Raw genomic sequence first — 18,318 nt, forward strand, 5'->3', positions numbered from 1 at the left:
CTTGCGGGAGAAACTTCACCAGGAAGTGTCGGCCCCGCTTGCCGCGCCCATGAGGCTGCAATCTATAAGGGTCAGTCCGCCGGGCCCTGCGAGCCGCGCCAAATGCCCGCTTTTCCGCCAAGTGCGGCGGCTTTCCGGCCCAATGATTTGAAGAAGCCGGGCGTGTCGGCCATCAGCGTGTAAGCGACGGGTACAACCACCAATGTAAGAAAGGTGGAGGAAATGAGCCCGCCAATGACGAGAATGCCCATGGCATTCCGGAATTCGGCCCCCTGACTTGTGGAAAGGGCGACGGGAATCATCCCGCAAATCGTCGAAAAGGCGGTCATGAGCACAGGCCTCAGACGCACGGGGCCCGCATGCAGCATCGCCTCGCGAGCCGGGCGGCCTTCCTCGCGCAGCGTATTGGCATAATCGACGAGCAGGATGCCGTTTTTCATCACAAGGCCCATCAGCGCCAGCATGCCGATCTGCGCGAACATGGTCAGCGTCTCGCCGGAAATCGCCAGCGCAAAGAATGCGCCGACGAAAGAGAGCGGAGCGGTGAGCATGATGATCGCCGGCTGGGCGAAGCTGTTGAACTGGCTTGCGAGGATCATATAGAGCGCGGTGAGCGCCAGAAGGAAGGCAAAGCTGATCGCCTGCTGGTTCTCCTTCATGCGTTTGGCTTTGCCTTCGGCGGACCAGACATAGCCCGGCCCAAGTTCGGCCTCGCGCAAAATCTGCTCAAGGCGCGCGGTTGCCTCGCCCAGCGCCACGCCCTCCGGTGTGTTGGCGAGGAGCGCGATGCGGCGGGAGCGGTTCTGCCGGTCGATCTGAGCGGGGCCGCTATCGATGCGGAACTTTGCCATATTGGCGACATCGACAAGTTTCCCGTCCGTGCCGCGCACCTGAATAAGCTCCAGCCGGTCGAGATCGTTGCGCTGGTCCTCTTCGAGCCGCACCCGCACATCATAGCGTGAGCCGAACTCTTCATAAGTCACGACATCGGTGCCGCCGACAAGCGAGCGCACCGTCTCGGCGAGATTGCGCACCGATACGCCAAGGTCCGCCGCCCGGCGACGGTCGACGGAAACCTGCACTTCCGGTTTGCCGGTCTCGAAAGAGGTCTTGATATCGGTAAAGAGGCCTGTCTCCTCCATCCGCGCGGTAATCGCGTCGGTCTTTGCCTCAAGCACGGCAAGGTCCGGTCCGCGCAAAGAATAAGTGAGCTCGAAGGAAGAAAAGCCGCCGCCCGAAATCCAGGGCACATCCGAAACGCTCACATGTTTGGCTTCCGGCGCTGCCTGCAGCATGGCCGCACGGGCCGCGCCCATAACGGCAATGGCGCCTTCATCGCGGTCGGCTTTCGGTGTGAGGCCGATATAGAACTCAGCTTCATTGACCCGCTGCTGCGTGCCCGAACCGATCGTATAGAAGACGGTGGTGACATGCTCGGTGCCCGAGAGTGCCTGGGCAACGCGGCTTGCCACCTGCCGGGTCTGCTCGATGCCTGCGCCGAAAGGAAGTTCCACCTTCGCGAGGAATTCGCTTCTGTCCGCTTTCGTATCGAACGCGGTGGGAATGGTGCTTGCCGCCATCTGCCCCAGAACGACGGAGACGAAAGCAAACAGCATTACGAGCCAGCGAAAGCGCAGCGCCAGATGCAGAAGCCTTTCATAGGCCCGCTCCAGCGAGCGGTAGGCGTCTTCGAAAAACCGGGCAAGCCGCCCCATCTCATCGCGCTCCACTGTCCCCTTGCTTAGAAAGCGGGCGCAAAGCGTCGGTGTGAGCGTCAGCGAGACAAGGAGCGAGACCATGACCGAGAAGGTGATGGCCAGCCCGTATTGAAAGAAGAACCGGCCCACGACACCGCTCATGAAGGCGATGGGCACGAAGACCGCGCAGATCGATAAAGTGCCTGCCAGCACCGCCGCGCCCACTTCCCGCACGCCCAGCGAGGCGGCTTCCATGGGGCCGTAGCCTTCGTCGAGCTTGCGGTAGATCGCTTCCAACACGACGATCGCATCATCCACCAGTAGGCCGACAGCGACCGAAAGCGCCATCAGTGTCATGAGGTTGATCGTGAAATCCATGACGTAGAAGGCAAAGAAGGTGGAGATGAGCGCCGTCGGCATAGCAATGGCGACGATAATCGTGGCGCGCAGATTGAGCAGGAAGGCCAGAGTCACCAGCACCACGAGAATAATGCCGAGAATAATGTCGTCGAAAACGTCATTGGCGGCGCTTTCGATGAAGAGCGAGGTGTCGCGCGCTGCAATGATGCGCATGCCGGGCGGGGCAAGTTCTTCCAGATGGGTCAGCTCGTCGCGGATCGCGCGGGCGACCTCCACGGCATTGCGGCCTGACTGGCGGCGGATTTCGAGCGAGACGCCCGGCTTGCCGTCGAGCTCGGCATAGGAGCGGAAATCCTCCATCCCGTCTTCCACCCGCGCCACGTCGCGGATGCGGGTGGGCGCGCCGTCCTGGCGGAAGGCGATGACGATATCGCCGAACTCCTTCACGCTGTCGACTTCGCCTTTGGTCTTGACGGAAAACTCGGTCTGAAGGCCTGCCGTTTCCAGCCGCCCGCCGGGAATTTCCGCATGCTCGCGCCGAAGCGCGGTGATGAGGTCGTCCGCCGTCACGCCGAAAGCGCGCAGCTTCACGGCGTCGAGCCAGATGCGCACTTCCCGGTCGCGCCCGCCGACGAGTTTGATGGAGCCGACGCCGGGCACGCGCTGCAGCTGCTCTTTCACCGTCTTGTCGGCGAACTGCGTGAGCTGGCGGATCGGCATGTCGCCCGCAATCATCACGGACATGATGGGCTGCGCATCGGGATCGATTTTCTGGACGATGGACTGGCGGGTATCGACCGGCATATCGGGGCGGGCGAGGGCCACCTTGTCGCGGACGTCCTGCGCTTTCACGTCCACATCTTCATCGAGCCCGAATTCGATCACCACCTGGCTTTGGCCCTCCGAGCTCGTGGAGGACAAGTTCTCGATGCCTGAAATCGTGTTGACCTGTTCTTCGACCGGGTCGCTCACTTCGGACTCGATCGTGTCGGGGCCGGCCCCTTCAAGCTCTGTATTGATCGAGACGACGGGAAACTCGACGCGCGGAAAAAGATCGACGCCGAGCCGGCCGAGAGAAATCCAGCCGAGTGTCACGAGCGCGGCAATGATCATGACCGCGAAAACCGGGCGGCGGATGGAAAGATCGGAAATCCACATGGCTTGGTCCTATCCGCTTAGCGCGTGCCGGTTTGGCCGGGGGTGAGCATCGCCGCCGCGTCCGATGCCGTGGCGCCCGAATTGCTTTCTTCGATGCGGATGGCGAGCCCGTCGATCAGCGTGCCGAGCATGGGGCCGGTCAGCACCTTGTCCCCCGCTTCAAGCCCGCGCAGAATTTCGACGCTGGCCGCATCGAGCTGCACCGCTTCCACGGGCTGGCGCCGCGCCCGGCCCTGATCGGGCACGAAGACATAGCGGGACCCTTCGATACCAAGCAGCGCGGAACGGTCCATCACCAGTGCCTTGCGCGGCGGGGGATAGAATTCGGCCCGGGTAAAGAGCCCCGTCTTGATTTTGTAATCCTCGTTCTTCAGGCCGACACGCACTTCGATGGAACGGGTTGTATGGTCCACCTTGTCGTTGAGGATATGAATTTCACTGTCGTAAACCTCGTCCACTCCGTCGATATAGACTTTCGCAGGCGTGCCGAGCGCGAGCTTTGAAAGATGGACGGCAGGCACATTGACGATGGCGCCGACAATATCGATTTTCTGAATCTGCACGACACCCGATGGGCCGCCCATGCCGCCCCCGCCGCCGCGCGTCGCCATGAACTTGCCCTCATAGATATCCTGCTGCGTGATCACCCCGTCAAAGGGCGCGCGCACGGTTGCGTCTTTCAGGCGCTGGCGGGCTTGTGCCAATTGCGCGTCCGCCACGCCGAATTGCGCGCTTGCCACGTCATAAGCGGCTTGCACCTTGTCGAGCTGGCCGACGGAGACGACGCCTTTCGTACGCAATTCCTTGATGCGCTTGAACTCGCGTTCAGCATTGCGCATTTCCGCGCGCGCCAACTTGACGCGGCTTTCCAGCTCTTTCACCTGCAATTCGAAATCGATGGCGCGGGTTTTGAAAAGCGCATCGCCTTCCTTCACCCGGTCGCCGACGCGCACAAAAACCTCGTCAATAATGCCATCGACCTGCGGGCCCATATCCGTGGTTTTTTGTGCGGCAATCGTACCCGTGCCGGTGACGGGCTGAACGAGTTCGCGTTCCTCGATTTGCGTGATGAAAACCGGCACGGCGGCACGCTCTGTCTTCGGTGCTTCTTCGGCCTCTCCGCAAGCCGCGACAAAGGCGAGCGCCAGAAGGGCTCCAGCGCGCGGCCAGATACCCGCGTAAGAACAGGAAAAATAGGGACGGCGTGCCTGCATGATCCTCACCCGCTTTCGCCTCATTGAAAGTATGAGGCGTTATTTTGTTTCCTGAATTATAGTATACATGGTTACAATCTCACAAGCGTCTTGACGCAAGGGAAGAAAGAGGTCCGGCCAGGTCGGCCGCAAGCGATGGGTCAGGGGATGAGTGTTTCGCAGGCCGAAGGGCCGAAAGCCGCGCAAATGCAGCCGGGTGACGAGTTCGAATTCGAGCGCACCTTCGGCTGGCTGATGCATGACGCCAATAGGCTGCTGCTGCGCGTCTGGGAGCGGCGGCTCAGGGGAGCCGGCGTCGCGCTTTCACTCACCCAGGTGCGTGTCCTTGCCAGCCTCATCCGCAAGGACGGACGCACTCAGACGGAGCTTGCGCTGGCTGTGGGCCTTGAACGGGCACCGCTCGGGCGCATCGTGGACAAGATGGAAGGGGCAGGCTGGCTCACCCGGCAGGCCGATCCGCAGGACCGGCGCGTCTGGCGGGTCTATCTCACAAAAAGGATCGATGAGATCCGGCCCGTGCTGGCGGCTTGCGCACGCGATATGTTCCAGCAGGCTTTCAAGGATGTCTCCCCTCAGGAGGCGGATCAGCTCCTGACCGTTTTGTCCAAACTGAAGGCGAATCTGTCCACGGAAGAGGACGAAAACAGCCTTTGAGCCTCCATGGGCCGGAAAAATAGCAAAATTCTTGCAAGTCTCTCTCAGCCCGACGCTGCGTCAAACGCCCAAAGCCATGCGGAATCGCGTATTCGGCCCTTTTCGGGCCTTTTCCCGCCGCTAAATTGAGGGAAAAATGGCGTCACTTAATTCTGCGGCCTCAAGGGCGGGCCACGGATAGCCATGAACCAGGCAACAATGAACCGGATAACGGTTGGTATGCATCCGCGCGGGTCCCGCGTGTCGATGCCGAACGGGAGGCACTATGAATTTCGATTTCTCCGATGACCAGAAAATGCTCAAGGAGCAGGTCAGCAAATTTCTTTCCGACAAATGCGGCTACGATGTCGTGCGCCGTGTTTTGGAGTCGGACGAGCTTTATGCCGAAGACGTCTGGAAAGGCCTGGTGGAAATGGGCCTGACGGGCACCGCCATTCCGGAAGAATATGGTGGGCTCGGCCTCGGCGCGCTGGAACTGTGCGTGGTGGCTGAAGAACTGGGCCGCGTTGCAGCACCCGTTCCCTTCTCTTCTTCCGTCTTCCTGGCGACCGAAGCCATCAAGCTTGCCGGCAGCGAAGAGCAGAAACAGAAATACCTGCCCAAGCTCGCCGCCGGGGAGATCATCGGCACGCTCGCCATGGCTGAAGGCACGAATGCGCCGAGCCCGCGCACCGTCAAAGCCAGCCTGAAAGGCGGCAAACTCACTGGCACGAAAATGCCGGTGCCGGACGGGGAGATTGCGGATATCGCCGTCGTGCTCGTCAATACGGGCGGTTCGGGCGACAAAGCGCTCTCGCTCGCCATCGTGGAGCTGAACGGTTCGGGCATCTCCAAAGAACAGCTGAAAACCATCGACCCGACCCGCGGCCACGCCGCCCTGAAATTTGATGGCGCCGCCGCCGAGCTGATGGGCGCAGAAGGCGAGGGCTGGGACCTTGTGCGCCGCGTTCTCGATGGCGCTGCCGTCTGGACCGCTTTCGAACAGGTGGGCGGCGCGGAAACCGCCATGTGGATGGCCCGCGACTATGCGCTCGAGCGCTATGCCTTCGGCCGTCAGATCGGCTCCTATCAGGCGATCAAGCACAAGCTGGCCGATATGTATGTGAAGATCGAGCTCGCCCGCTCCAACAGCTATTACGGCGCGATGATGCTCAACGACAATGGCGCCGAGCTCATCGAAGCGGCCGCCGCTGCCCGCATCTCCGCGACGCAGGCTTATATCTATGCCGCTCAGGAAAACATCCAGACGCATGGCGGCATTGGCTACACCTGGGAAGCCAATACCCAGTTCTTCTATCGCCGGGCCAAGCTTTTGGCCCTCTCCCTCGGGTCGCCGCTTTACTGGCGCGAACGGCTGGTCACCCAGCTCGAAGCGCGCAACGCCGCTTAACGGGCAGCCGTAAAGCAGCCAACAGACCCAAACAAAGAGGATTTGACCCATGGATTTCAACGATACACAGGAAGAAGCCGCCTACCGCGCCGAAGTGCGCAAGTGGCTCGACGCCAATGCCAAGCGCAAGGCAAGCAAGAAAGACACGCTCGACGCGCTGAGCGGCGCCGACGCGCTGCAGCGCGCCAAAGACTGGCAGCGCAAGAAAGCCGAAGCAGGGTTTGCCTGCATCACCTGGCCGAAGGAATATGGCGGCCAGGGCGGCACCTCCATTCAGTCCGTCATCTATTCCCAGGAAGAAGCCAACTACCTAGTCCCCACGGGCTTTTATGACATCGGCCTTGGCATGTGCATCCCAACCGTCCTTGCCTGGGGCACGGAAGAGCACAAGGCCCGCTATGTCGGTCCGGCGATCCGGGGCGAGGAAATTTGGTGCCAGCTCTTCTCCGAACCCGCCGGCGGTTCGGACGTTGCCGGCTTGCGCACCCGCGCGGAAAAAGACGGCGATGAATGGGTGATCAACGGCCAGAAAGTCTGGACCTCAGGCGCCCATTATTGCGATTACGGCATCGTCGTCGTGCGGACCGACCCCACCGTGCCCAAGCACAAGGGCCTGACCATGTTCATCGTCGACATGAAGTCGCCGGGCGTGGAAGTGCGCCCGATCCGGCAGATGTCGGGCGAGGCGAACTTCAACGAGGTGTTCTTCACCGATGTGCGCGTGCCGGATAGCGACCGTCTCGGCCAGCCGGGCGATGGCTGGAAAGTGGCGCTGACGACGCTGATGAACGAACGCCTGGCCGTTGGCGGCGGCGGCGGCGCGGACTGGTCCGAGCTTGTCGATCTCGCCCGTGACGCGGAACTTGCGGATGGTCCGGCCATCAACAACGGTGCGGTGCGCGAGCGCATTGCGCAATGGTATGTGGAAACGCAAGGTCTGAAATACACGAAATTCCGTACCCTGACGGCCCTTTCCAAAGGGCAGACGCCGGGGCCGGAATCTTCCATCAGCAAGATCGTTTCCGCACCCAAGATGCAGGAGCTCGGCTCCTTCGCCATGGACCTGCAGGATATTGGCGGCATCATCCGCGACCGCGATATCTCCGCGCAGAACGCCACCTTCCAGAACCAATGGTTCGGCGGCGCGGGTTACCGCATCGCGGGCGGCACGGACGAAATCCTGCGCAACATCGTGGCGGAACGGGTGCTTGGCCTGCCGCAGGATATTCGTGTGGATAAAAACGTGCCCTTTAACGAAATGCCGAAGGGCAAGTAAGCGTTATTCAACAAGCTGTGTAAAAGGCCCGCCTTTGGCGGGCCTTTTCATTTTTTTATTTTCCCCTAAATCCTCTCTCAGGCACACTTTCAGCACCTGACAGGCCAAGCGGGGGCATTGCGTGACACACGAGCATCATCGCCGCGAACACGCGAGAGAGTTGCGGGCAAAACTGCGGCCCTATTTCCCGTATTTCATCGTCGCCGCGCTCGTTCTTTGGGGCATTCTCGACCTTTTGCTTTTCCATGACCGCGTGCGCCCCGGCCTCCAAGCGATCGAAGACTCCGGCACGCTCGTCATAGCCACGGTTCCCGGCCCCACCACCTATTATGAGGGCAGGGAAGGGCCGACGGGCTATGAATACGAGCTGACGCAAGCACTGGCGAAAGACCTTGGTGTCGAAGTGGAATACCGGCTTTTTTCCAGCGTGCCGGATGTGCTTCTTGCGCTGAAAGAGGGGCGGGCGCATATCGCGGCGGCGGGGCTCACCGTCACCCCGGCGCGCGAGGCGCTTTATGCCTTTTCCCCCTCCTATCAGATGGTGAAGGAAATCGTTGTGTGCCGGCGCGATGGCCCGCGCCTTAAAAAATTGACGGATCTGGCAGAAAGGGAGCTGGTGGTGCCGGCCGGCACCTCCTATGCCGAGCGGCTGGCGGAACTGCGTGAGAAAAGCGTGGCGGAGAAAGCCAAGTTCATTACCTGGCGGGAATCGAACGAGACGACGGAAGCCCTCTTCGCGCAGATCGCCGATGACGATATCGGTTGCACCGTCGCCGACACGCCGATCTTCAAGGTCAACCGGCGTCTCTATCCGGAGCTGCGCGCCGCTCTCGATCTTACGCCGCAAAGCAAGATCGCCTGGGCCTATTCCAAAGAAGCGGTGGCGCTCGGCGCATATCTGGAAGAATGGTTCGAAAAGAAAAAGAAGGCCGGGCTCATCGAGCGGCTCGATCACCGCTTTTTCGATTACTTTCCCGAATTCGACTATGTGGATATTTCCCGCTTCCGGCGCGACATCGAGGAAAAGCTGCCCGACTATCGCGGCGATCTGGAAGATGCCGCGGATGAATACGGTCTGCCATGGCATCTGCTCGCGGCCATCTCTTATCAGGAATCGCGCTGGGACCCGCTTGCGCGTTCGCCGACCGGCGTGCGCGGCTTCATGATGCTGACGCTCGCCACAGCCGAAGAAGTGGGCGTGGAAGACCGGCTTGATCCGGAAGAATCCATCGAAGGCGGGGCGAAATATTTCGCCGAACTGATCGATCGCATACCGGAAGATGTAAAAGGCACGGACCGCTATTGGTTTGCCCTTGCCGCTTACAATATGGGCATGGGCCATCTCTACGACGCCCGCCTCCTGGCGGAGCGGCGCGGCCTCAACAAAAGCTCATGGACGGATTTGCGCGAAGTGCTGCCGCTTCTCATGGACCCCAAATATTATAAAAGCCTGCGCCATGGCTATGCGCGCGGGCGTGAGGCCCAGCGCTATGTCTCCCAGGTACGCTCCTATCTCCACATTCTCGAAGGCGTGATTTAGCGGGGAAATCCGCCGCGCGCCCGCCTGGAGGAACCGGCTCGCACGGGGCAAGCTTGCCAGTGCCCCTCAAGGCGCGATAGAAGCCCTCCATGAGCCAGCTAAACCGCCTTTTCTCGGTTGCCCCGATGATGGAATGGACGGACCGCCATGAGCGGTTTTTCCTGCGCCTCATCTCGCGCCAGGCGCTGCTCTACACCGAAATGGTGACCTCCATGGCGGTGCTGCACGGAGACCGGGAGCGTCTTCTCGGCTTTAACGATGAAGAGCATCCCGTCGCCCTTCAGCTCGGCGGCAGCGAGCCCGAAGACCTTGCCGAAGCCGCGCGCATCGGGGAAGGCTTCGGCTACGACGAAATTAATCTGAACGTCGGTTGCCCCTCGGACCGTGTGCAATCGGGCAGGTTCGGCGCCTGTCTGATGAAAGAGCCGGATCTGGTCGCAGCCTGCGTCGAGGCGATGCAAAAGGCGGTTGCCGTGCCCGTTACGGTCAAATGCCGTCTCGGTGTCGACGAGCAGGAGCCTGAAGAGGTGCTGCCCGCCTTTGCCGCGCGCATGCGCGAGGCGGGTGTGCGCTCGCTTACCATTCATGCCCGCAAGGCCTGGCTGAAAGGGCTCTCGCCGAAAGAAAACCGCACCGTTCCGCCGCTCGATTATCCGCTCGTTCACCGCATCAAGCAGGAATTTCCGGAGCTGGAAATCATCATCAATGGCGGCATCCGCACGCTGGAGGAAACCGCCGCCCAGCTTGCCCATGTGGACGGGGTGATGATGGGCCGCGCGGCCTATGAAACCCCTTATGAGCTGGCGGAAGTGGACCGGCGCTTTTTCGGCGCGAAGACGCCCGTCAAAAAGCGCGGTGAGATCGTGCGCGGCTTTTATCCTTATCTCGAGCGCCGCCTTGCCGAAGGCGTGCCGCTTCACGCCATGACGCGGCATATTCTCGGTCTCTTCCAGGGCGTGGCCGGCGCGCGGGCCTGGCGGCGGCATTTGAGCGAAAACGCAGTAAAACCTGGTGCAGGAATATCGGTGGTCGAAGAGGCGCTGTCCCGCGTCGATGATCCGGTTCCCGTTGCCATGACGGAGGCATAAGCGTGGAATTTTTTGCGGATTATTCGGCTGCCGAGCTCGGCCTTTTTGTTGCGGGGCTTTTGGCAACGGGCATTGTCGCGGGCATCATTGCCGGGCTCCTCGGTGTCGGCGGCGGAATCGTCATCGTGCCGGTGCTCTTTCACGTCTTCACCGCCATCGGTCTTGATGAAGCGGTGCGCATGCATCTGGCGGTCGGTACCTCGCTCGCCACGATCATCGCAACTTCCATTCGCTCCGTGCGCGCTCATCACAAAAAAGGCGCGGTGGACTGGGCGCTTTTAAAACGCTGGGCCTTGCCCATGCTGCTCGGCGTTGCCGCCGGTACCTCCCTTGCCGCTTATGTGAACGGGGAAGTGCTGACGGCGATCTTCGCGACCGTCGCCTTGCTCGTCGCTTTCAACATGGCTTTCGGGCGCGATGATTGGCGCCTCGGCAGTCAGCTGCCGGGCTCAGCGGGGCAGGGGCTTATCGCGGCCATTATCGGCGGGCTGTCTTCCATGATGGGGATCGGCGGGGGCACGTTCGGCGTTACGGTCATGACGCTTTACGGCAAACCCATTCACCAGGCGGTGGCGACGTCCGCCGGCCTCGGTCTTCTCATCTCCGTGCCGGGCGCCATCGGCTTCGTCCTTGGCGGCTGGGGCATCGAGACTTTGCCGCCGCTCAGCCTCGGTTATGTCAATCTCATCGGCTTTGCGCTCATCGTGCCGGCAACGGTGCTCGCCGCCCCCTGGGGGGCCAATCTCGCCCATGCGATTTCGCGGCAAACGCTCGCCCGCGCCTTTGCCTTCTTCCTGCTCATCACGTCCTTGCGGATGTTTTACGATCTTTGGGCGGGCTAAGGCCGCTCAGCGCGGCTGAATGATGGCCCAGGCGCCGCTTGCGCTCATGAGCAGGCGCTCGCCCGCGCGCATTTCCGCCCGCAAAAAGCAGACGGCGCGGCCCATGCGCAGGACTTCCGCGCGCCCTTCGATCCAGTCTCCGGCTTTCGCCGCGCCGATGAAATCCGATGTCAGGCTGATCGTCGCGCAGGGCTTACCCTGCAGCGCGTGGAAAACGAGGCTGCCCATCATCGTATCGGCGACGCTGGTCAACATGCCCCCATGCAACATGCCGTAAGGGTTGCAGTGATGGGCGGCGGCGCGGAAACCCCAGCAGGCTTTACCCTCAGGCTCATCGGCGCGCTGATAGAGCGGGCCGATATGCCGCTCGAAACTCACAATATCCTGGCGTTCCAGATCGATCGGCTCGAACCCGGCCGGAATATCGTCCGTCATGGCTTGCCCCCCCCGCTGCCGGCTTCCCCATCAAATTTTTTGGTCGTACTCGCCCACTTCCGGCTGCGCGGAAAGGCGCGTGTCGATCTCGGTAAAGATCGCGCGCATGTTTTCCTCCGAGGTCGGGCTTTCCACCACCACTACAAGGCCGGGCTTGTTGGAGGAGGCACGCACAAGCCCCCAGGTGCCGTCTTCCAGCACGATGCGCACGCCGTTCACGGTCACAAGCTCGCGAATTTTCTGTCCCGCCAGCTTCTCGCCTTTATCCGCCATGGCGGTAAAGAGCGTCACCATGCGGTCCACCACATCGTATTTCTTCTCATCGTCGCAATAGGGCGACATGGTGGGCGACCCCCAGGTCTTGGGCAGGGCGTTTTTCAGGTCCGCCATGCTCTTGTCCGGGTTGCGGTCCAGCATGTCGCAAATGGCAATGGCGGAAACCAGCCCGTCATCATAGCCCCGCCCAATGGGCCGGTTGAAAAAATAGTGCCCGCTTTTTTCGAAGCCGACCAGCGCGCTCAGTTCGTGCGAGCGGCGCTTGATGTAGGAATGGCCGGTTTTCCAATAATCGGTCTTGGCACCGTTTTTCAAAAGCACCGGATCGGTCATGAAAAGCCCGGTGGATTTCACATCGACGACGAATTGCGCATCTGGATATTGGGCGGAAAGATCGCGGGCGAGCATGACGCCCACTTTGTCGGCGAAAATTTCCTCGCCTTCGTTGTCCACCACGCCGCAGCGGTCGCCGTCCCCGTCAAAGGCAAGGCCGACATCGGCGCCCGTTTCCAGCACCTTGTCGCGCAGCGCGTGGAGCATTTCCATGTCTTCCGGATTGGGATTGTAGCGCGGGAAGGTGTGATCGAGTTCGCAATCGAGCGCGATGACTTCCGCGCCGACGGCCTCGAGCACGCGCGGTGCGAAGATGCCCGCCGTGCCGTTGCCGCAGGCGGCCACGACTTTCAGTTTGCGCTTCAGCTTTGAACGGTTCGTCAGGTCCTCGATATAGCGCTCGCGCATATCCTCGATGAAATGATAGGCCCCGCCGCTGCGTGTTTGATAAGCGCCTTCGAGCACGATCTGCTTCAGCCGGGACATTTCATCCGGCCCGAAGGTGAGGGGACGCTCGACACCCATCTTGACGCCCGTCCAGCCGTTTTCATTATGGCTTGCCGTCACCATGGCAACGGCGGGCACATCGAGCGCGAATTGCGAAAAATAAGCGACCGGCGACAGCGCAAGGCCGATATCGAACACCTCGCAGCCCGCGCCCATCAGCCCGTTCATCAGCGCTTGCTGGATCGAACCCGAATAACCGCGGAAATCGTGACCGACGGAAATTTTCGATTCGATACCCATTTCATGGATCAGCGTGCCGAGCCCGAGGCCGAGCGCCTGCACGCCGCGCAGATTGATCTGCGAGGGAAAGAGCCAGCGCGCATCATATTCGCGAAAGCCGGTCGGCGCGACGAGCGGCGTCGTCTCGAAGGCTTCGGTATTCGGTTTCAGATCGGCGCGCGGTACGGGCAGCATGAAATCACATCCCCAATGAGCTGATGAGGGGCGCCGGACGGCGCCCTGAAAGAGCCGGTAAGATACAGCGAAGCGGCAGCCGGTAACAGGGGCGAAGGCCGCCTTGCCCGCTGCTCTTTGAAATTATTGTTTGAGGATGAGCCGGCTGCCTTGCACTTCCAGCGAGCGCAATTGCCCCAGAAAGCTCATGCCGAGCAGCGACTGGTCGAGCCCCTGGCTCATCACCGAGGCGCGGACATTGCGTTGGGTGATGGGCCCGAGTTTGATTTCATCGAGCGTGACGCGCGCGGCGAAGGCAAGCCCGTTCGCGGTCTGATAGGGCACGGTGTAGGAAAGCTCCTGCGGCTTGAAGCCGAGCCGCCGCGCATCCTCCATGGTCAGCGCCACATCGCTCGCCCCGGTATCGACGAGAAGGCGTACATGCGTGCCGTTGACGAGGGCGTCTGCGAGAAAATGCCCGTTCCGCGTCGAGGCAAGCGTGACGGTGCCCGGCCCCGTCTGCTGCGGGCTTGACGGGGCAAGTTCGGAGCGCACCTGCGCCCCCAGCGAATAAAACGCGTCCCGGTAGCCATAGCCGATGATCAGCCCGAGCGCGATGGTCACCCAGACGAGGGCCTGTTTCAGCGCCAGGCCCGCGCTGCCCCGCCAGCCGAGCACGAAGCTGCCCCCGACAAAGGAAAGCAGCGCCACGGCGTAAACGAGGCGCATCTGCGCGTCCTCCCGGCCAAGAACGCCCGGATAACGCGAATGAAGCACATAAATCAGCGCGGCGAGCGCGAGGCCGAAAAGGCCGAGCCATGTCCAGCGATTGTCTCTCATGGGGTGAGTGTAGCCTCCAAATTATTGCCGTTTCTTTCCCTCTTTCGGGCGGATTTGAACCTCCGGCGGTTTTCGTGATTCCGCAAAAGCGGATTTTCGGGCGCTTTCCGGTTAAAGTGGCGGTCTGGCGCCAGTATCGCAGGGGCTTGCAGAGGCGGGGATAAGTGATTATTTACGTGGTGCAGTGTGAATTGATTTAATTCACGCAAATAATGAGTGAATTCATGGCGGCAGATATCATCCCACTTGGTCCTTCTGGGGCGGGCACTTCCAGCGCCTCGGCGTCTGAAAAAGACGCAGGCAGCGCGCTTGACCGCGCGGCTGAAGGCCTTGGTCTGCCTGGGTTCGAGCCTGGCTGGGTCTGGCTTGTCGGCGCCGGTCCGGGCGATCCGGGGCTGTTGACGCTCCATGCCTGGAATGCGCTCTCCCAGGCCGATGTGATTGTGTATGACGCCCTGGTGGATGAGGCGGTGCTGAAACTCGCCTCGCCGAAGGCCACGCTCGAATATTCCGGCAAGCGCGGCGGCAAGCCGAGCCCGAAGCAGCGCGATATTTCCGCCCGCCTTGTCGAGCTTGCCCGCGCGGGCAAGCGCGTGCTGCGGCTGAAGGGCGGCGATCCCTTCGTCTTCGGCAGGGGCGGGGAAGAGGGCCTGGCGCTTGTCGAAGCCGGCATCCCCTTCCGCATCGTGCCGGGTGTCACCGCCGGTGTCGGCGGTCTTGGCTATGCGGGCATTCCCGTCACCCACCGCGACACGAACCATGCCGTCACTTTCGTCACCGGCCACACCGCAAGCGGCAAAGTGCCCGAACATCTCGATTGGGCGGCGATCGCCAAGGGCTCGCCGGTCATCGTGCTTTACATGGCGCTTGCCCATCTGCCGCGCATTGTCGACATCCTGCGCGAGAACGGGCGCAGTGCCGATGAGCCCGTCGCCTTGGTGCGTAACGCGACATTGAAAGATCAGGAAACTCTGGAAAGCGATCTGGGCAGCGTCATCGCCGATATCGAGCGCACGGGCTTCAAGGCGCCGGCCATCGTCGTCATCGGGGAAGTCGTGCGTTTGCGCCAGGGGCTCGATTGGCTGGGCGCGCTTTCCGGCAAGGTGCTCGATGCAAACCCGCTCGGCCTGAAAGCCGACCGCGACGCAGGATAAGTCAGGTCCGCTCGCGGATTTTAAAGCCGGCCGCTTTCATGCGTTCCGGCAAGGCGGCCATGATCTCGGCCCGCTCCGGCGCGCTATAGCCGCGCCAGCCGGCAATCTCTTTCAGCTTGCGCCCGCATCCCTCGCATAGGCCGCTGCGTCCATCGACCGCGCAGACCCCGATGCAGGGACTTTCGATTTCTTCCGTCATGACCTGCCTCTCTATCCGGTGAGCACCATATAGCTCGCCGCCAGAAAGGCAATCTGGGTCGTCTCGCCCACAATGGCGAGGGAATCATGCAGAAAGGCTTTGCCCCGGCGCACGGCAAGAATGCCGGATAGAATGACACCGATGAAAGCGCCGAGCAGTCCGGCCAGCGCCGTCCAGACATAGAGCGTGAGAAAGGCGATGAGCGCGCAGAAGATCAGCGCTTGCAGTACGACGGTTTCTGTCGGCCGGTCGGGCGCGTCTTCATCGACATTATAAGCAAAGTGAAGCGCGCTGACGGGGCCGGTGTAACCGGCGGCGCTCGCCGCAATGAGCACGGTCAGCGCAAGGCCCGCCCCGCCGATCTCACCGAGCCCTGCAATCAGGCTTACCTTGGCGATGAGGATCAGCACGAGCGCGATCATGCCGGTGGGCGCTGCTTCCCCGCCCACGAGCCGGGGGCCTTTGGATTGGCTCGCAAGCCGGTCGATGGCTTTGACGAATGTGCGCTCGGAAAGCGCCCCCGTTGCCGTCACCATGAGCCCGACGGCAATCGCGCCGGAAACAAGGGCTGGCAGGCCGATGCCGCTTGCCAGCAAAAAGCCGATCCCGCCAAGAAGCCCGATCAAGGCCCCGGCGAAAGGATAGGCCCGCTGGGCGCGCGGCGGCATTTCCTCCGCTTCGGGCGCGCGCAGCCGGGTCAGTGCGGAAAGGGCGCTTTTAAAGTCGGCAAAAAGGGCAGCCGGGTTCACATCCTGCCAGTGGCGGGGGCCCTGGCGCGGATCCTGGCTGTCTTCGGCATCGCTTTGGCGGTTGTGTGTCATACGCAATAAGGTATAGGAACGCCCTGCACGGCGTCGATCTTTCCCTTTTGTTTCTTCAGGGTATTTTGCATCCCGTGCTTCAGATTTAGACAGGATTGCCGCCAATTCAAACTCTCCGCGCGGGGCGGAGGCGTGAAGGGCGGAAATCGGGACAGAGTTTCTTATGCGCGCAGCCAGCGGACTTCCCTTCGATGATATTCGAAATCTTCTTTCCGGGCTTCCGGGTCCCGATAAAGAAAGATGGGTGAAGACCCGCGATGAAGCGGCGGCGCGCGCCTGGCCCGTTGCAGCCTTTGGCCGCCTGGCGCCAATGGCCGAATGGCTGGCCGCCTGGCAGGCGGAAGGCCCGATGGTGCTGCGCCCCTTGCTTGCCGTTTTCGCCTCCACCCACGGCGCGGCTGCCCGCGGCCTTGCGCCCGCCGGTGAGCCGGATACGCAAAAGCAGGTGGAGCTGATGGCGGCAGGCGGCGCGCCGGTCAATCAGATAGCTCTCGAGATCGGCATGGGACTGAAAGTCTTCGATCTCGCGCTCGATATGCCGACGCCGGATATCGGCGAGGAAGACGCGCTGGATGAACCGGCCTGCGCGGCGACCATGGCCTTCGGCATGGAAGCGATTGCGGGCGGCGCCGACCTTCTCTGCCTCGGCGCGGTGGGCAGCGGCAACCGCGCGGTCGCCGCCGCCCTTGCCGCCGCGCTTTTTGGCGGCAGAGCGGAAGATTGGCTGGAAGGCTTGACGCCCGATATCGCCGAGCCTGCCAAGGCTTTGGTCGAGGCGGCACTGGCGCGCACGCAAGAAGGCAATGATCCGCTCGAACTGCTGCGCAAATTGGGCGGGCGTGAAATGGCGGCGATTGCAGGCGCCATTCTCGCGGCGCGCTACCAGCGCATCCCCGTGCTGCTTGACGGTTTCGTCAGCACGGCAGCGGCGGCAGTGCTCTTCAAGGCCAATCCGCGCGCGCTCGATCATTGCATGGCCGCGCATAGTGCGGGGCCTGCTCATGACCGGCTCCTGAAAGAGCTCGGCCTGAAGCCGGTGCTGAATTACGCTATCGAGGCGGAACACGGGCTGGGCGCAGCGCTCGCGGCAAGCCAGCTCAAACAGGCTGTCGCCATCGTGCAGCAGACCGCGCCGCGCGAGGATGGGAATAACTGATCCGCACGCCAAGAGCGCATTAAAGAGGGAAGGACTGTGAGCACGCCGCCTGAACCATCGTCCTCCCGCCGTCTTCCCAGCCTTCTGGGGGTTGAGGCCTTTGTCGCGGTGGGCCGGGCGCAAAGTTTTTCCCGTGCCGCCGAGCAATTGAACCTCACCGTCTCCGCGCTTTCCAAACGGGTGGCGGGACTTGAAGCGCTGGTCGGTGAAGCATTGTTTCTGCGCAGCGGCGCGTCGCTTTCCTTTACCCCGCGCGGCCTTTCGCTGTTTGCCGAGCTGTCTCCCATTGTCGATGAACTTGGACGCATCCTCGCGCCGCCCGCAAAAGCGGAAAGCGGCAAACTCGTTCTTCATCTGCCCACATCGCTTGCCGCGCTCTGGCTCATCGGTGAGCTGAGGAATTTCCATGACACGCATCCCGGCCTCGATCTGAAAATCGAAACCGGTCCCCATGTCACGCGGCACAAGCGCGGCGCAGTGGATGCCGCCATCCGCTATGGGCTCGGCAATTGGGAAGATGTGAAAGCCGAGCGGCTGATCGACGGCGCGCTTGCGGTCTTTGCGGCTGAGCCGCTGGATGGGGAAGCGCTGAGCAAAACACCGCTTCTCGGTGTCAGCGGCGCGGAAGATGCCTGGCATGGCTTCTTCGATGAACTGGGCATGTCTGCCGCGCCTTCAGAGCCCCACATTTTCGAGAACGCGCAATTGATGCTGGAGGCGGCGGCAAGCGGTCTTGGCGCCGCGCTCGCCCCGCGCATTCTTGCCTTACCGTATCTGAAGGCGGGCCGTCTTACGCAGGCGGACTTGCCGGTGCTCGATCTTGGCCGCGCCTTTTACTTCGTTGCCGAGCCGCGCCGCTGGGAGGAAGAGCCCATCCGGCAATTGCGCGAATGGCTTTGCGCGCGCGCAAAAGTCAGCAATAGCGCGCTCTAATATAGGCCGCCGCCGCCTTTTCCAATTCCTCAACGCCCCGTTGCCGTGAATT

The 18,318-nt window shown here is 61.9% G+C and carries 16 protein-coding genes; 9 read left to right on the forward strand and 7 right to left on the reverse strand.

What is annotated here, in order from left to right; all coding sequences use genetic code 11:
• Positions 1-71: 71 nt before the first annotated feature.
• Together ACOQOT_RS05185 and ACOQOT_RS05190 are read right to left on the reverse strand one after the other, a co-directional pair.
• On the reverse strand, positions 72-3,215 hold the full coding sequence (locus ACOQOT_RS05185) for an efflux RND transporter permease subunit (RefSeq protein ID WP_420561312.1): 3,144 nt from the start codon (positions 3,213-3,215) through the stop codon (positions 72-74).
• Positions 3,216-3,232: 17 nt separating this feature from the next.
• Positions 3,233-4,429, reverse strand: coding sequence for an efflux RND transporter periplasmic adaptor subunit (locus tag ACOQOT_RS05190; protein WP_420561313.1), 1,197 nt, complete (start codon positions 4,427-4,429; stop codon positions 3,233-3,235).
• A gap of 147 nt (positions 4,430-4,576) precedes the next feature.
• Here ACOQOT_RS05190 and ACOQOT_RS05195 point away from each other — a divergent pair, with 147 nt between their 5' ends.
• The 6 genes from ACOQOT_RS05195 (at position 4,577) to ACOQOT_RS05220 (ending at position 11,219) form a co-directional block, all read left to right on the forward strand.
• Positions 4,577-5,083 carry a MarR family winged helix-turn-helix transcriptional regulator gene (locus ACOQOT_RS05195; protein ID WP_420561314.1) on the forward strand — a complete coding sequence of 169 codons (507 nt, stop codon included), beginning with the start codon at positions 4,577-4,579 and terminating at the stop codon, positions 5,081-5,083.
• Positions 5,084-5,348: 265 nt separating this feature from the next.
• Positions 5,349-6,473 carry an acyl-CoA dehydrogenase family protein gene (locus ACOQOT_RS05200; protein ID WP_420561315.1) on the forward strand — a complete coding sequence of 375 codons (1,125 nt, stop codon included), beginning with the start codon at positions 5,349-5,351 and terminating at the stop codon, positions 6,471-6,473.
• Positions 6,474-6,522: 49 nt separating this feature from the next.
• Entirely contained in the window at positions 6,523-7,749 is a 1,227-nt protein-coding gene (locus tag ACOQOT_RS05205; RefSeq protein WP_420561316.1) for an acyl-CoA dehydrogenase family protein, read from the forward strand.
• A 121-nt stretch (positions 7,750-7,870) separates the two neighbouring features.
• Positions 7,871-9,289 carry a membrane-bound lytic murein transglycosylase MltF gene (gene mltF / locus ACOQOT_RS05210; RefSeq protein ID WP_420561317.1) on the forward strand — a complete coding sequence of 473 codons (1,419 nt, stop codon included), beginning with the start codon at positions 7,871-7,873 and terminating at the stop codon, positions 9,287-9,289.
• Between the two features lie 89 nt (positions 9,290-9,378).
• Positions 9,379-10,377 (forward strand): tRNA dihydrouridine(20/20a) synthase DusA, encoded by a 999-nt coding sequence (gene dusA / locus ACOQOT_RS05215; RefSeq protein WP_420561318.1) that lies wholly within the window; start codon positions 9,379-9,381, stop codon positions 10,375-10,377.
• 2 nt (positions 10,378-10,379) lie between these two features.
• Positions 10,380-11,219 carry a sulfite exporter TauE/SafE family protein gene (locus tag ACOQOT_RS05220; protein WP_420561319.1) on the forward strand — a complete coding sequence of 280 codons (840 nt, stop codon included), beginning with the start codon at positions 10,380-10,382 and terminating at the stop codon, positions 11,217-11,219.
• A gap of 6 nt (positions 11,220-11,225) precedes the next feature.
• Here the strand turns inward: ACOQOT_RS05220 and ACOQOT_RS05225 are convergent, their stop codons facing one another.
• The 3 genes from ACOQOT_RS05225 to ACOQOT_RS05235 form a co-directional block, all read right to left on the reverse strand.
• Complete coding sequence (locus ACOQOT_RS05225; protein WP_420561320.1) at positions 11,226-11,654, reverse strand: PaaI family thioesterase; 429 nt, start codon at positions 11,652-11,654, stop codon at positions 11,226-11,228.
• A 30-nt stretch (positions 11,655-11,684) separates the two neighbouring features.
• A complete protein-coding gene (locus tag ACOQOT_RS05230; RefSeq protein ID WP_420561321.1) occupies positions 11,685-13,184 on the reverse strand; it encodes a phosphomannomutase/phosphoglucomutase in 1,500 nt (499 codons plus the stop codon).
• 123 nt (positions 13,185-13,307) lie between these two features.
• Positions 13,308-14,003, reverse strand: a complete 696-nt coding sequence (locus tag ACOQOT_RS05235) for a retropepsin-like aspartic protease family protein (RefSeq protein WP_420561322.1) — start codon at positions 14,001-14,003, stop codon at positions 13,308-13,310.
• 224 nt (positions 14,004-14,227) lie between these two features.
• Between ACOQOT_RS05235 and cobA the strand changes: the two genes are divergently transcribed.
• Positions 14,228-15,157 carry a uroporphyrinogen-III C-methyltransferase gene (gene cobA / locus ACOQOT_RS05240; RefSeq protein WP_420561323.1) on the forward strand — a complete coding sequence of 310 codons (930 nt, stop codon included), beginning with the start codon at positions 14,228-14,230 and terminating at the stop codon, positions 15,155-15,157.
• Position 15,158: 1 nt separating this feature from the next.
• Here cobA and ACOQOT_RS05245 read toward each other — a convergent pair whose 3' ends face one another.
• Both ACOQOT_RS05245 and ACOQOT_RS05250 read right to left on the reverse strand, forming a co-directional pair.
• Positions 15,159-15,356, reverse strand: coding sequence for a DUF1289 domain-containing protein (locus tag ACOQOT_RS05245; RefSeq protein ID WP_420561324.1), 198 nt, complete (start codon positions 15,354-15,356; stop codon positions 15,159-15,161).
• Positions 15,357-15,367: 11 nt separating this feature from the next.
• Positions 15,368-16,177, reverse strand: coding sequence for a hypothetical protein (locus ACOQOT_RS05250; RefSeq protein WP_420561325.1), 810 nt, complete (start codon positions 16,175-16,177; stop codon positions 15,368-15,370).
• Positions 16,178-16,340: 163 nt separating this feature from the next.
• Between ACOQOT_RS05250 and ACOQOT_RS05255 the strand changes: the two genes are divergently transcribed.
• Both ACOQOT_RS05255 and ACOQOT_RS05260 read left to right on the forward strand, forming a co-directional pair.
• A complete protein-coding gene (locus tag ACOQOT_RS05255; protein WP_420561326.1) occupies positions 16,341-17,333 on the forward strand; it encodes a nicotinate-nucleotide--dimethylbenzimidazole phosphoribosyltransferase in 993 nt (330 codons plus the stop codon).
• Positions 17,334-17,369: 36 nt separating this feature from the next.
• A complete protein-coding gene (locus tag ACOQOT_RS05260) occupies positions 17,370-18,266 on the forward strand; it encodes a LysR substrate-binding domain-containing protein (protein ID WP_420561327.1) in 897 nt (298 codons plus the stop codon).
• Positions 18,267-18,318 lie beyond the last annotated feature (52 nt).

Origin of the sequence: Tepidicaulis sp. (assembly GCF_965222285.1) — a bacterium.
Classification (GTDB): Bacteria; Pseudomonadota; Alphaproteobacteria; order Parvibaculales; family Parvibaculaceae; genus Tepidicaulis.